The organism is Sporosarcina sp. UB5 (genome assembly GCF_050859005.1).
Taxonomy (GTDB): Bacteria; Bacillota; Bacilli; order Bacillales_A; family Planococcaceae; genus Sporosarcina.
In genome coordinates, this window is sequence record NZ_CP125984.1 from 1,080,524 (window position 1) to 1,093,618 (window position 13,095).

Sequence of the window (13,095 nt, forward strand, 5' to 3'; positions counted from 1 at the left end):
ATTTGTAATGAACTTGTAGTATTGCAACCAATTATTCCTTATTTTCTTCCAAATGTTAGTTGGAAATGAGGAGCAGATTATCTATGAGTATAGTCACATACATAGTAAAAAGCCTTGATAAACCTGCTTGGCAGGCTATCAAGACTTTTTACATTATTGATAGGATGGCATTTCGTGCTGACTCCAGTCGATGTTTAAGAACTTGTTGTATTCCTTTGCGAAAGCTAGAGTGACCGTTCCAGTCGGACCGTTCCGCTGTTTTGCTATGATAATTTCAATCATATTTTGGTTCTCTGTTTCTTTATCATAGTAATCTTCCCGATAGAGGAAAGAAACGATATCCGCGTCTTGCTCAATACTTCCCGATTCCCTCAAGTCGGACATCATCGGTCGTTTGTCCTGACGTTGCTCAACACCACGGGAAAGCTGGGAAAGTGCAATGACCGGAACTTTCAATTCCCGCGCAAGTGCTTTTAAGGAACGGGAGATTTCGGATACTTCCTGCTGACGGTTCTCGCCTGAACGGCCACTTCCCATAATGAGCTGCAAATAATCGATCATAATCATACCGAGACCGTGCTCTTGCTGAAGTCGTCGGCATTTAGAGCGGATTTCGTTAATCCGAATACCCGGGGAGTCGTCAATGAAGATTCCGGCGTTGGACAGGCTTCCCATCGCCATCGTCAATTTCCGCCAATCCTCTGCTTCCAAGTTCCCTGTACGCAACACTTGCGCGTCTATATTTCCTTCCGCACAAAGCATACGCATGACGAGCTGTTCCGCACCCATCTCCAAACTGAAAATCGCGACGTTTTCATCCGTTTTAGTCGCCACGTTTTGGGCTACGTTCAAGGCAAACGCCGTTTTACCTACAGAAGGACGGGCGGCTACGATGATCAGGTCATTCCGTTGAAAGCCGGCCGTAATCTTGTCCAAGTCACGGAATCCGGTCGGAATGCCTGTCACTTCGCCTTTTCTCGTATGAAGAAGCTCGATATTGTCGTACGTTTCTACGAGGACGTCTTTAATATGCTTGAAGTCACCTGCATTTTTTCGATTGGAAACTTCCATGATCCTTTTTTCTGCTTCAGAAAGGACCGCTTCGACTTCATCCTCTTTCGTAAAACCTTCCTCAACGATATTGGTCGCCACTCGGATAAGCCGTCTTAGGATGGATTTCTCTTCGACAATCTTGGCATAATACTCGATATTCGCCGCCGTCGGGACGGCATTTGCAATTTCAGTCAAATATGAAATGCCGCCGACATCTTCCAATTCCTTTTTGGCGGAAAGCTCTTCTGTAACCGTGACAACGTCAATCGCTTGTCCTTTATCACTAAGAATAAGCATCGTGTCGAAGATTTTCTCGTGCGCCGTTCTGTAAAAGTCATCCGGACGAAGAATTTCCGAAGCCGTAATTAGCGCTTCCGGCTGCAGGAAGATTGCACCAATGACCGATTGCTCCGCTTCGTTATTATGTGGAGGGACGCGATCGTACATCTGATCCATCATTATCGCTCCCTATCATTCTTCGGTTACGTGGACTTTAAGCGTAGCTGTAACTTCCGGGTGCAGTTTGATCGGCACATTCGTATAGCCAAGAGCCCGTATTGCATCAGGTAGTTCCATCTTACGGCGATCCACTTTAATTTTATGATTTTTCTCGAGTGCGTCAGCAATTTGCTTCGTCGTAATCGAACCGAAGAGACGTCCACCTTCTCCGGATTTCGCTTTCATTTCCACAGTCGTCTCATCGATGAGTTCTTTCAGCTTCTTTGCTTCAGCCAATTCCGCAGCTGCGTCTTTCTCGGCACGCTTCTTTTGTCCTTCAAGCTGGCTTAAGTTTGCAGGTGTCGCTTCAATTGCCAACTTGTTTTTCAACAAGTAGTTTTGCGCATAGCCGACGGATACTTCTTTCACTTCGCCTTTTTTACCTTTGCCTTTAACATCTTTCAAAAAAATAACTTTCATAATCATTTTCCCCTTTCCAATTTATCTTCTATAGCGGATTTCAATAAATGCTCCGCTTCTTCTATTGTTTCTGCTTCGAGCTGGCAAGCGGCATTCGTCAAATGTCCGCCACCACCAAGTTCCTCCATGACGACCTGTACATTCAGCTCTCCAAGAGATCTTGCGCTAATGCCAATTTTTCCGTCTGAGCGAGAAGCGATGACGAACGAGGCGATGACCCCTTGCATCGTCAGTAAAATATCTGCTGTCTGCGCGATCAGCACTGAACTATAGACAGTGCCTTCTTCACCTTTCGCAATCGCGATGCCTGAAGAAGTAAGCTCCACCGTTTCGATTAGTTTGGACCGCTGAATATACGTCCCAATATCTTCTTTCAGCAATCGCTGTACAAGTACTGTGTCGGCGCCATTTGTCCGTAAATAGGAGGCCGCCTCAAAGGTTCTCGATCCCGTCCGCAGCGTGAAGCTTTTCGTATCGACGACAATCCCTGCGAGCAACGCAGTTGATTCGAGCATCGTTAGATTCTCGTGTTTCGGCTGATATTCGACAAGTTCCGTCACGAGCTCTGCAGTTGAGGATGCATATGGTTCCATATAGACGAGCATTGTATTATTTATGAACTCTTCACCGCGACGGTGATGATCGATGACGACAACCTTTTCAGCTTTGTCGATCAATCGTTCATCGATGACCATGCTCGGCTTATGCGTATCGACGATAACAAGAAGGGATTTCTCGGTTAGCATCGATAACGCGGTTTCCGGATCGACAAATTGGGAAAATAACTCGTCATCCTTTTTGATTTCATCCATCAGACGGGTTACACTTCCATCCAACTCGTCAAAGTTAAGGACGACATGCCCTTCCACGTTGTTCATTCTCGCCATTTTTCGGACTCCAATGGAAGCCCCAATCGCGTCCATATCAGGCATTTTGTGACCCATTATTAACACTTTATCGCTGCCTTGGATTAAATCACGCAAAGCGTGTGAAATGACTCTGGCGCGTACTCGGGTTCTCTTTTCCACCGGGTTTGTCTTGCCACCAAAAAACTTAAGTTTGCCATCCTTATGTTTAATAGCGACTTGATCACCGCCGCGTCCGAGCACAAGGTCCAAACTAGATTGCGCAAGCTCCCCAAGCTCTGTTAATGAGGCGGAGCCAGTTCCAACCCCGATGCTTAGCGTTAAACCTGCGTTCTGCTTTGCGGTTTTTTCCCGTATATCATCCAATATCGTGAACTTTGCTGTTTCAAGTTTGGAAAGAATCGCTTCATTGAAAACCGCTAAGAAACGATCAGATGCAATTCGTTTTACAAAAATACCATTGTCCAGCGCCCACTGGTTTACAAGTGACGTAACAAGTGAGTTCAAGTTGCTTCTCGTCTGGTCGTCCATCGTCTGGGCAAGCTCGTCATAATTATCGATGAGCATAACTCCAAGCACGGTACGATCTTGGTAATAAAGAGATTCGATTTCCACTTTTTCAGTAATATCGAATAAATAAAGGAGCTTTTCCTCTACTCTGTAAATGACTTGGTACGTGGAACTGCCAACTTTTAACGTCGTCTGCTGCCCTTCATTGTTAAGAACAGTTTGAAATGCTTCAGATAGCTGGAACAATTCCTCACCAATCAACGTCCCTTTATCGAATATATTTCCTGCATAAGGATTTGCCCATTCAACAACTTGTTTTTCATTAAAGAGGATAATGGCAATCGGCAGTTCGAGAAGCGCCTCCTCCCCGACCTTTTTCATACGGTAAGAGAGGGATTCGATATGCATCTCTGTTTCAATATATGTCTGTTCCTCAAGCTTCCAGGCAATGCCTACCGCTAACGTAAAAGGGATTGTGAAGAATAGGCCTCCCCAGAAATTTGAAAGGAATAAAAGGAAAGACGCTATCAATCCAAGGAGAGATATGACAGTCAGTGGATATCGTACAGCCCTTTTTCTAAAAAATGACCTCATCGTCTCATCCCCTTACTTCAAATTGTCTTTTCCGATCCAAGAACGGATATTCACACCAATATCAAGAATTCCAAGAAGTGTCGTTATTGGACTGAAAAGCAATGCGAAAATGGTGGAGAACACCGTGACAACAGTAGGCAGTTTCATTTTGTACATAAAATAGTAGATCAAAGCCAATCCTTGCAATAGTAAAAGGACCCGTAAAATAATTGTTGCATTTACATATAACAAATAAGCCGAACTTTCCGGTTTCAAATCCATCATCCATGGAAGCATAATAAGTAACCCATAAACAAAAATGGTGATTACAGGTAGCTTCATTTCCCGAAATGGGGGAAACGTCGGCACTTGGTGGCCCAGTCTGCGGAGCAGCTCAAAATTAGGAATAACCATTATGAACGTAAATAAATACATCGACAGAATGAAATACGCCGGAATAGCAGAACGGTACATCATAAACGCTTCTTCCACTATCTGTTCATAGCTATCGGGCAATGCACCCAAGCTTTGTAGCGATGTCTTGAATTGCGTCTCCATCTCTTTCAACGTGCCCATCAGACTATCGATTGCATTGATTTCGAACACAAGCGCTGCTATGAGATAAGCCAATACACCTGTCACGATGAAAAAGAGTCCTGATGCCATGAACGTGTACAACTTCGATTTGCCAAGTAATACCGATTCAGCAATAAAGAAGCCTAGTACACCAAATATCAAAGCAAAAGGCACTAACAAAATACCCCCAACGATGAGGGATAAAATACTGCCAGCTACGACAACGAAAATCGTCGAGCTTCTATCATGTCGCAACCGATAAAGAATGATCGGCAACGGGATGAATATGATAATAATACTTCCGAGAATGGGGATATAGATAGCCCCTGCGAGAAATATTGTAAACAATGCGAGCATCATCGCACCGTATGTTATTTTTTGAGATTGGTCCTGCATATTTTGTTCCTCCGTCCAGCCAATGGACTTTGTATTGTCTATGTCCTCATTAAAATTGAGTTCATATAATTGTATCATGATTGCCACCGTTTAACCAAAGGGCAATATAGTTCTCGATCTATCGTTTTTCTTCATTCATCGGCGTTTCCTCGCTATAATTGTTGTTTCTTTTGAGAACAAATAACATAAACGCCGCTAAAAACGCATATTTCCCAGGAAACGCGCATAAACCCACACAAATACGCATAAATCGATTTTTTCACGCATAACGCGGATAGGTTTGTACATTGTCAACGGCATTGGACGCGAGTTTTTCTAGGCTTCGCGGAAGGATTTTTTTCCACATTTTACAGAAATGACAATCCACAAGAAGTATATGTTAGCCAATCGTATCCAATGCATTTGACAACTTTCAATTATTATCTTATAAATTCAAAAAACCGCCTTTGGACCGGGATTGCCGGTATCACAAGGCGGTTAAAAAAGTATAATTATCTTTCTTCCGAAACGAACGGAAGAAGTGCCATGATACGTGAACGTTTAATAGCAGTCGTCAATTTACGCTGATATTTTGCGCTTGTACCAGTTACACGGCGAGGTAAGATTTTTCCACGTTCAGAAACGAATTTCTTAAGTAGATCAGTATCTTTATAATCAATATGTGTAATATTGTTAGATGTAAAATAGCAGACTTTACGACGTCTGCGACCTCCACGGCGTGGTGCCATATCGCTTTCCCTCCTTACTTGACTACGTTACCGACGTCGTTCATCAGAACGGCAAATCGTCATCCGATACTTCGATCGGACCGCTGCCTGCACCGAATGGATCGTTGTCAGTACGTGTGTAATTTTGTTGTGCTGGTTGTTGGTATTGCTGGTTTGGCTGCTGATTCTGATAATAAGGTTGTGCGTTCTGTGGTGCTCCACCATAAGCAGCTCCAGATCTTTCAGCATTTGCACTGCGCGGTTCAAGGAATTGCACGCTGTCTGCTACGACTTCAGTCATAAAGACGCGCTTGCCATCTTGTCCATCGAAACTGCTCGTTTGGATACGACCTTCGATTCCGGCAAGACTTCCTTTACGTAAAAAGTTTGCAGTGTTTTCCGCCTGTTTTCTCCAAGTGACACAGTTAATGAAATCGGCTTCACGCTCTCCTGATTGGCTTGAGAATGTCCGATTCACCGCTAGCGTAAAGCGCGTTACCGCGATTCCGCTCTGTGTGTACTTGAGTTCAGGATCTTTTGTCAATCGGCCAACTAAAACGACACGGTTAATCATCAGAATGCAACCTCCCTCATTATTTTCAACACCTTTAAACAAGGTACTGCATTACGTTCGTATATAGATTAGTTGTCGAGACGAACAGCCATATGACGAATGATATCTTCGTTGATGTTCGCAAGACGTGTAAATTCATCGATTGCTTCAATACCTGCGTTAGCTGTTACCAATTGGTAGTAGCCTTCACGCAAGTCGTCGATTTCGTATGCAAGACGACGCTTGCCCCACTCTTTCGACTCGATGATTTCCGCTCCGTTAGAAGTAAGGATGTCATCGAAACGTGTGATCAATGCTTTTTTCGCTTCATCTTCCAATGTTGGACGGATGATGTACATGATTTCGTACTTTCTCATCTTTAGTCACCTCCTTATGGACTTTGGCCCACTTGTTACGGCGGGCAAGGAGTAAGTAATTATTATTACTCACATCATCATATTTTAACACGATGTTCGTGGACAATCAACTATTAAATATGAATTAGACCTAGGCACTTGCTTTCCGTTCCGGCGCTCGCTTTCCGCGGGCATGGCTTGAGCCAATCGAACAACGAAGGGTTCGATTTGCCTTAATTTCTGCGCATTTTGCAGAAATTAAGGCATCCTGCTCGCAACGCTGCGCTTGTGCTCGCAAACGCCGTTCTTCGTAACGGCGTTCGCTATTCCCCCAGGAGTCGCCGCCTTTCACTTCAATCCTCGGCAAGTTCTTTTCAATTAATAAATCTAACTTATCTATGTCGTGTATACTTATTTAGTAAGGAGTGATATAGATGGAGGGTTCTGCTCAACCGGATAGGATTGTTGAGATTGATTTGCCGAAGGTGGCTAAGAGTGGGTTGTGGATCACGATTTTAACGCTCGTTGGCTTGCTGGTTGTAAAAGGGTTTATTGATGGAGGCGTATCTTACTCGGTAACGATTTGGAGTTTTCTGTTTTTAATGGTTGGTTATGTTGTTTTAATTGTCCTCCATGAGCTAATTCATCTACTTGGTTTCAGGGTGTTCGGCAAGGTACCTTGGAGAAGTATGGTTATAGGGATGAATCTTAAGTTAGGCATCGCTTATGCGACGACGGATCGTCTAATGACGAACAAGGCAATCCAGAAGGCGTTATTGCTTCCGTTTTGGACGACTGGTGTAGTGCCTGCCATTATTGGATTGACGATTGGAAACGGCGTTTGGCTTACGTTGGCAGCTCTACTTATTGGTGGTGCTGCTGGTGATTTTGCGATGTATAAGGAGTTGCGTAAACTGCCGGATGATTGGCTTGTGAAGGATGATCCACAGTTGCCAAAGCTCTATTTATTCAAGCCGGGGCGGGAAATCATGTGAAAAAACAGCCAAAGAAGATTTCTCCTCTTTAGGCTGTTTTTTAGTTTATACGTTAAAGCGGAATAGCATGACGTCGCCGTCTTGGACGATGTACTCTTTTCCTTCGAGACGGACTTTTCCTGCTTCTTTTGCAGCGGTCATGGAGCCAGCTTCTACGAGTGCATCATAAGCTACAGTTTCTGCTCGAATGAAGCCGCGTTCGAAGTCTGTATGGATAATGCCTGCACATTGCGGCGCTTTCATCCCTTTTCGGAATGTCCATGCACGTACTTCTTGGACACCTGCCGTGAAGTATGTTGCGAGGCCTAATAATTGATATGAAGCTTTAATGAGTAGGTCGAGGCCAGATTCTTTAATGCCTAATTCTTCTAGGAACATTGCTTTTTCCTCATCATCGAGTTCGGCCATTTCCTCCTCGATTTTTGCACAGACGACAATCACTTCGGCATTGTCCTGTTCCGCGAATTCACGAACCATTTTGACGTACTCATTCCCGTCTGCGTCTGCGATTTCATCTTCCGAAACGTTTGCAACGTAGAGCATTGGCTTGATTGTCAATAAATGCATTCCTTTAATAAGCTGGAATTCTTCCGGTGTCAGTTCGACGGAACGAGCTGGCTTTTCGTTTTCAAATGCTTCCTTCAATTTCAATAGCACCGGCTCTTCAGCCATCGAATCTTTGTCTTTCTGCTTCGCCATTTTAGATACACGCGTTAATCGCTTGTCCACGCTTTCCATATCAGCAAGGATTAGTTCCAAGTTGATAACTTCGATGTCGTCAATCGGATTCACTTTTCCTGATACATGTGTAATATTTTCATCGTCAAAACAACGGACGACTTGGCAAATTGCATCGACTTCACGAATATGAGAGAGGAATTTATTCCCTAATCCTTCCCCTTTGCTCGCCCCTTCAACAATCCCTGCGATATCTGTGAATTCAAAAGCTGTCGGCACTGTTTTTTTAGGTGTGACGAGTTCGGTTAATTTTTGGAGACGTTCATCGGGCACTTCTACGATTCCGACGTTCGGATCAATCGTACAGAACGGGTAGTTAGCCGCCTCTGCTCCCGCTTTCGTTATTGCGTTAAATAGAGTCGACTTTCCGACGTTCGGTAAACCGACGATACCAGCTGTTAACGACATTTATTTCCCAACCTTTCATTTAGGTCAATTTCATGATCATGTTTGCAACTCTTCCATTATAAGAATAGTTGGCGTTCCTGTCTAATTTTGCTCGGCTACCGCTTTGACGAGTACTTTTTTCATTTTCTTTGCAAATTCATTTCGTGGAATCATTACACTATGTCCACAACCTTCGCATTTTATCCGAATGTCAGCGCCCATTCTAATAATTTTCCAAGCATTTGTTCCGCATGGATGTGGTTTTTTCATTTCCACAACGTCATTCAAATGAAACTCTTTTTCCACCTTTTAGTTCACTCCTCTATCAATAATGATGAACACTATAAAAATAACTTTAGTTTGCTTATTCGTCAGCCTCATTACGTCTTTCCGTATAAATCCTCATGAAGCCGCGTATACTGCTACACAATCAATTAATGAAATATTTATATGAATGGAGTTTTGTCATGCATACAGCACTTTCCACTAATTATGATTACCGTATTCATTATAATAAAACTGGTGCTGTTTGGAAGCTCAGCACATACTTTCTGGAACAAATTCCTTTCCATGAAGAATCGTTAACATTCTTTTGTATTGGAACGGATCGATCCACCGGTGACGCACTGGGACCGTTGACAGGATCTCACTTAGCCGAGTCGTTATTGTTCCCTTTTCATGTCGTCGGGACGTTGGAAAAGCCATTGCATGCGCTTAATCTACAACAACATTTAGAAGAACGGCTAGCGATGGAGCCTTCTCCTTTTATAGTGGCTATTGATGCTTGCTTAGGGAGAAGCGATTCAGTCGGTCATTTATTGTTTCATCAAGGACCTCTCTATCCCGGAAAAGCGGTCGGTAAAGAGTTGCCGCCTGTCGGTAATTTGTCCATAAAAGGGGTTGTCAATATTTCAGGTTTCATGGAACAGGCTGTCCTGCAAAGCACTAGGCTGCACCTGCCATTTGAAATGAGCCGAATTATTTCCCGTTCCCTTCAATTAGCCTATGGAAGATTCAAAACAGGAAATGAACGATTGTCACAATAACTCCGACGACAACAATTCCTGGAATGAGATTAGCCACTCGAATTTTCGTAATGCCAATTAGATTTAACCCAATTCCGATAATCATTAAACCGCCTGTTGCAGTCATTTCGGAAATGAATAGTTGTAATAAATCGTCCGGTATAAATCGGCTAATTTGCGTTGAGAAAATTGTAATCAGACCTTGATAAAGGAATACTGGAATTGCGGATATTGCAACCCCGATTCCAAGCGTCGAACTTAGGATGACAGAGGTGAATCCATCGATAATTCCTTTCATAATTAACACATCGTGGTCATTCCGCAAACCACTGTCAATCGCTCCGATAATGGCCATGGAACCGACAACGAAGATGAGCGTTGCTGTCACGAATCCTTGCGCGATGCCAGGTCCTTCTTTTTTAGAGGGAAGCTTTCGTTCAATCCATTTGCCTAATTCATTTATTTTGTCATCTAAATTCATCCATTCCCCGATAATAGCACCTATTACGATGCTAATGATGACAATTAATATTTGCGTACTTTCAAATGTCATTTGAATTCCGATTGCTGTTACTGCCAATCCGATTCCATACATGACGGTCTCTTTCATTCGTTCAGGGATGTTATATAAAAAACGTCCAAGGAGTGCTCCTACTATTATTAACAAGGCGTTTAGAATTGAACCGAGTAATATCATCACTTTCACTTCCATCTTTAAAAATAATACCTATTTTGCATAAAGCAAAATAGGTACAAGCTTATTCATTCAATAGATCCAGTATTCTTTCAAGATCCTCTTCTGTGAAAAACTCGATCTCAATCTTACCTTTATTTTTCGACTTCTTTATCGTTACATTTGTGCCGAAATATTCCCTCAAATGAGACTCTTGCTCCTCGATGAAAATGTTTTTCTTTTCTGGTTTTGTTTCACGTGGAACATTTTCATTTATTTTATGGACTAATCTTTCCAATTGACGGACATTCAATCCTTCATTAATTGTCTTCTCGGCAATTAATAGAATTTGTTCTTTTTTCCGTAGCCCGAGCAATGTTCGTCCGTGCCCCATTGAAAGTTTTCCTTCCGTAATCATATTCCTTACTTTTTCAGGCAAGCTGAGTAGTCGGATATGATTCGCTATATGCGGGCGACTTTTCCCTAATCTAAACGCAAGTTGTTCCTGCGTCAAACTGAGGTTATCCATAAGCTTTTGATAAGCTTCCGCTTCCTCAATCGGTGTTAAGTCTTCACGCTGCAAGTTTTCAAGAATCGCCATTTCCATCGATTCTTCATCTGTCAATTGCCTAATGACTGCAGGAATTTCCATCAGCCCCGCCAATTTGGCAGCTCTAAAACGCCTTTCTCCTACAACAATTTCATACATTGTACCAACTTTACGGACAATGATCGGCTGTAAAATTCCGTGCTCTTTAATTGACTCACTTAACTCTTGGATTGCAATTTCGTCAAATATTTTTCTTGGCTGATATGGATTCACTTTAATGCTTTTCAAACGAATATTCTCGATTGTTTCTGCCTTCGATAATGATTCTTCTGGAAATAATGCGTTTAACCCTTTTCCAAGACCTTTAGCCATTGTGAACCACTTCCTTTGCCAGCTCTAAATATACTTCCGCGCCTCTCGATCTTGCATCATAAGTGATAATTGGCTCTCCATGACTCGGCGCTTCACTCAATCGTACATTTCGTGGAATAATTGTTCTGTACACTTTATCTTGAAAATACTTCTTCACTTCTTCAATAACTTGAATACCTAAGTTAGTCCTCGCATCGAACATTGTCAACAACACGCCATCTATCGTTAGGCCTTCATTTAAATGCTTTTGGACGAGCCTAATTGTACTTAGTAATTGGCTTAGCCCTTCTAATGCGTAGTATTCACATTGAACCGGGATGATAACTGAATCTGCCGCAGTCAATGAGTTGATTGTCAATAACCCTAACGACGGAGGGCAGTCGATAATAATGTAATCATACAATTCCTTCGCCTCTTGAATTGCATGTTTCATACGCACTTCCCTTGAAATGGTGGAGACCAGTTCAATTTCCGCCCCTGCCAATGAAATGGTTGCCGGAACGATGTCCAAGTTTTCCATTTTCGTTTGGTGGATGACTTCGTTTACGTTGACATCATCAATTAGCATATCGTAAATGCATTGATGTACGTCTCCTTTGCTGACCCCTACCCCGCTCGTAGCGTTTCCTTGTGGATCGGCATCTATTAATAGAACCTTTTTGCCGATATGTGCGAGGCAAGCACTAAGATTTACCGAAGTAGTTGTCTTACCAACTCCCCCTTTTTGATTGGCAATGGCTATAATTTTACCCACACTTGCACCTGCTTTCTCACTCATCTATCAAAAGGCTATCCTCAATAATGAATAGATTCATTATTTTTCGGTGACTCTTTACTAGTTTATCAAAAAAATGTGGTTCGTGGTAATGTATAGCGCAAAAAAACTCCTGCTTTAGTAAAAGCAAGAGTCATCTCGAACGAATTACGAGAATACTATTATGTTTTTCTATTTCTTTTTCGGAATTTTAACAGTAATTGTGTAAAAATCTTCCGCATCTTCTTCTTCAGTTTTCACATCGATGCCGCTTTTCGTAACAAGCGCCAACGACTGTCGAATCGTATTCAAGGCAATTCGCACGTCTTTGCTGATCGACTTTCTTTTGACGACTCTCTTTTTTTCCGTTTCTTCTTCAACAGGGTTCAATGCTTGCTGAATGCGCTCTTCCAATTGCTTTACATTGAGCTGCTCATCAATCGCCTCATGGAAAAGCTTATGCTGTAATTCAGCATCCTTCACCGATATTAAAGCTCTCGCATGTCGTTCGGATATTTCTTTTGTCAGGATACCATTTTTAATTTCATCCGGCAGCTTTAATAACCGTAGTTTATTAGCAACGGTCGATTGCCCTTTCCCGAGCCTTTGCGCTAGTGCTTCTTGCGTTAATCCATGCAACTCAAGCAACTTTTCATATGCATACGCTTCTTCAATAGCTGTCAATTCTTCACGCTGCAAATTTTCAATTAATGCAATGGACGCTGTTTCCCTATCGTCAAGATTACGAATAATAGCCGGAACTTCTTCCCAGCCTAGTTTTTTCATTGCACGAAATCTTCGTTCACCTGCAATGATTTCATACCCATCGTCGCTTTTACGAATGACGATCGGTTGAATCACCCCATGTGTATGGATTGTACGTGCAAGTTCCTCAATTTTTTCTTCAGAAAAAATTGTTCGAGGTTGATATTTATTTGGTTTAATCAATTCGATCTTTACTTGATCGACTTTCTCTTGTGGAGTTTTATTTGTGTTCTGTAAATCAGGTTCTTTTTCTCCACTACCAAAAAACCGTGAAAACGTGTTTTTCATTCGCCGGCACCCACCTTTACAAAACTACTCTTCTTAATAG

General features: G+C 42.5%; 15 protein-coding genes. 2 read left to right on the forward strand and 13 right to left on the reverse strand.

All coding sequences use genetic code 11. The features are described 5' to 3' along the window. Window positions 1–153: 153 nt before the first annotated feature. From dnaB to rpsF, 7 genes are all read right to left on the reverse strand, one after another. On the reverse strand, window positions 154–1,512 hold the full coding sequence (dnaB, locus tag QM454_RS05740; RefSeq protein ID WP_432362727.1) for a replicative DNA helicase: 1,359 nt from the start codon (window positions 1,510–1,512) through the stop codon (window positions 154–156). A 12-nt stretch (window positions 1,513–1,524) separates the two neighbouring features. Beyond that, on the reverse strand, window positions 1,525–1,971 hold the full coding sequence (rplI, locus tag QM454_RS05745) for a 50S ribosomal protein L9 (RefSeq protein ID WP_252504956.1): 447 nt from the start codon (window positions 1,969–1,971) through the stop codon (window positions 1,525–1,527). 2 nt (window positions 1,972–1,973) lie between these two features. Continuing rightward, the gene (locus QM454_RS05750) at window positions 1,974–3,941 is read right to left on the reverse strand and encodes a DHH family phosphoesterase (RefSeq protein ID WP_432362730.1); all 1,968 of its coding nucleotides are present in this window, start codon (window positions 3,939–3,941) and stop codon (window positions 1,974–1,976) included. 12 nt (window positions 3,942–3,953) lie between these two features. Beyond that, window positions 3,954–4,892: a DUF2232 domain-containing protein gene (locus tag QM454_RS05755; RefSeq protein ID WP_432362733.1), complete on the reverse strand. Its 939-nt coding sequence runs from the start codon at window positions 4,890–4,892 to the stop codon at window positions 3,954–3,956. 491 nt (window positions 4,893–5,383) lie between these two features. After that, window positions 5,384–5,620: a 30S ribosomal protein S18 gene (gene rpsR / locus QM454_RS05760; RefSeq protein WP_239432916.1), complete on the reverse strand. Its 237-nt coding sequence runs from the start codon at window positions 5,618–5,620 to the stop codon at window positions 5,384–5,386. Window positions 5,621–5,663: 43 nt separating this feature from the next. Further along, window positions 5,664–6,173, reverse strand: coding sequence for a single-stranded DNA-binding protein (gene ssb, locus QM454_RS05765; protein WP_432362737.1), 510 nt, complete (start codon window positions 6,171–6,173; stop codon window positions 5,664–5,666). Between the two features lie 68 nt (window positions 6,174–6,241). Further along, entirely contained in the window at window positions 6,242–6,529 is a 288-nt protein-coding gene (gene rpsF, locus QM454_RS05770; RefSeq protein WP_432362740.1) for a 30S ribosomal protein S6, read from the reverse strand. A gap of 413 nt (window positions 6,530–6,942) precedes the next feature. On the opposite strand from rpsF, the gene QM454_RS05775 reads away from it, so the two are divergent. Beyond that, window positions 6,943–7,503 (forward strand): DUF3267 domain-containing protein, encoded by a 561-nt coding sequence (locus tag QM454_RS05775; protein ID WP_432362743.1) that lies wholly within the window; start codon window positions 6,943–6,945, stop codon window positions 7,501–7,503. A 45-nt stretch (window positions 7,504–7,548) separates the two neighbouring features. Here QM454_RS05775 and ychF read toward each other — a convergent pair whose 3' ends face one another. Together ychF and QM454_RS05785 are read right to left on the reverse strand one after the other, a co-directional pair. After that, window positions 7,549–8,649 carry a redox-regulated ATPase YchF gene (gene ychF, locus QM454_RS05780; RefSeq protein WP_432362745.1) on the reverse strand — a complete coding sequence of 367 codons (1,101 nt, stop codon included), beginning with the start codon at window positions 8,647–8,649 and terminating at the stop codon, window positions 7,549–7,551. A gap of 81 nt (window positions 8,650–8,730) precedes the next feature. After that, window positions 8,731–8,934 (reverse strand): DUF951 domain-containing protein, encoded by a 204-nt coding sequence (locus QM454_RS05785; protein WP_432362748.1) that lies wholly within the window; start codon window positions 8,932–8,934, stop codon window positions 8,731–8,733. 161 nt (window positions 8,935–9,095) lie between these two features. Between QM454_RS05785 and yyaC the strand changes: the two genes are divergently transcribed. After that, on the forward strand, window positions 9,096–9,674 hold the full coding sequence (yyaC, locus tag QM454_RS05790) for a spore protease YyaC (protein WP_432362751.1): 579 nt from the start codon (window positions 9,096–9,098) through the stop codon (window positions 9,672–9,674). Here yyaC and QM454_RS05795 read toward each other — a convergent pair. The 4 genes from QM454_RS05795 to noc all read right to left on the reverse strand — a co-directional run bounded on the left by QM454_RS05795 (window position 9,643) and on the right by noc (window position 13,055). Then, complete coding sequence (locus QM454_RS05795) at window positions 9,643–10,350, reverse strand: DUF554 domain-containing protein (protein WP_432362754.1); 708 nt, start codon at window positions 10,348–10,350, stop codon at window positions 9,643–9,645. The genes yyaC and QM454_RS05795 overlap by 32 nt on opposite strands. Window positions 10,351–10,411: 61 nt before the next feature. Continuing rightward, entirely contained in the window at window positions 10,412–11,248 is an 837-nt protein-coding gene (locus QM454_RS05800; protein WP_432362757.1) for a ParB/RepB/Spo0J family partition protein, read from the reverse strand. Beyond that, a complete protein-coding gene (locus QM454_RS05805; protein WP_432362760.1) occupies window positions 11,241–12,002 on the reverse strand; it encodes a ParA family protein in 762 nt (253 codons plus the stop codon). The genes QM454_RS05800 and QM454_RS05805 overlap by 8 nt, the downstream gene beginning before the upstream one ends. Before the next feature lie 192 nt (window positions 12,003–12,194). Beyond that, window positions 12,195–13,055, reverse strand: a complete 861-nt coding sequence (noc, locus tag QM454_RS05810) for a nucleoid occlusion protein (protein WP_432362763.1) — start codon at window positions 13,053–13,055, stop codon at window positions 12,195–12,197. Window positions 13,056–13,095: the final 40 nt, after the last annotated feature.

What these genes read in the sequence shown, in the direction of transcription:
- dnaB (WP_432362727.1), bottom strand. Translation starts at nt 1,512, where the DNA reads ATGATGGATCAGATGTACGATCGCGTCCCTCCACATAATAACGAAGCG.
- rplI (WP_252504956.1), bottom strand. Translation starts at nt 1,971, where the DNA reads ATGAAAGTTATTTTTTTGAAAGATGTTAAAGGCAAAGGTAAAAAAGGC.
- QM454_RS05750 (WP_432362730.1), bottom strand. Translation starts at nt 3,941, where the DNA reads ATGAGGTCATTTTTTAGAAAAAGGGCTGTACGATATCCACTGACTGTC.
- QM454_RS05755 (WP_432362733.1), bottom strand. Translation starts at nt 4,892, where the DNA reads ATGCAGGACCAATCTCAAAAAATAACATACGGTGCGATGATGCTCGCA.
- rpsR (WP_239432916.1), bottom strand. Translation starts at nt 5,620, where the DNA reads ATGGCACCACGCCGTGGAGGTCGCAGACGTCGTAAAGTCTGCTATTTT.
- ssb (WP_432362737.1), bottom strand. Translation starts at nt 6,173, where the DNA reads ATGATTAACCGTGTCGTTTTAGTTGGCCGATTGACAAAAGATCCTGAA.
- rpsF (WP_432362740.1), bottom strand. Translation starts at nt 6,529, where the DNA reads ATGAGAAAGTACGAAATCATGTACATCATCCGTCCAACATTGGAAGAT.
- QM454_RS05775 (WP_432362743.1), top strand. Translation starts at nt 6,943, where the DNA reads ATGGAGGGTTCTGCTCAACCGGATAGGATTGTTGAGATTGATTTGCCG.
- ychF (WP_432362745.1), bottom strand. Translation starts at nt 8,649, where the DNA reads ATGTCGTTAACAGCTGGTATCGTCGGTTTACCGAACGTCGGAAAGTCG.
- yyaC (WP_432362751.1), top strand. Translation starts at nt 9,096, where the DNA reads ATGCATACAGCACTTTCCACTAATTATGATTACCGTATTCATTATAAT.
- QM454_RS05795 (WP_432362754.1), bottom strand. Translation starts at nt 10,350, where the DNA reads ATGATATTACTCGGTTCAATTCTAAACGCCTTGTTAATAATAGTAGGA.
- QM454_RS05800 (WP_432362757.1), bottom strand. Translation starts at nt 11,248, where the DNA reads ATGGCTAAAGGTCTTGGAAAAGGGTTAAACGCATTATTTCCAGAAGAA.
- noc (WP_432362763.1), bottom strand. Translation starts at nt 13,055, where the DNA reads ATGAAAAACACGTTTTCACGGTTTTTTGGTAGTGGAGAAAAAGAACCT.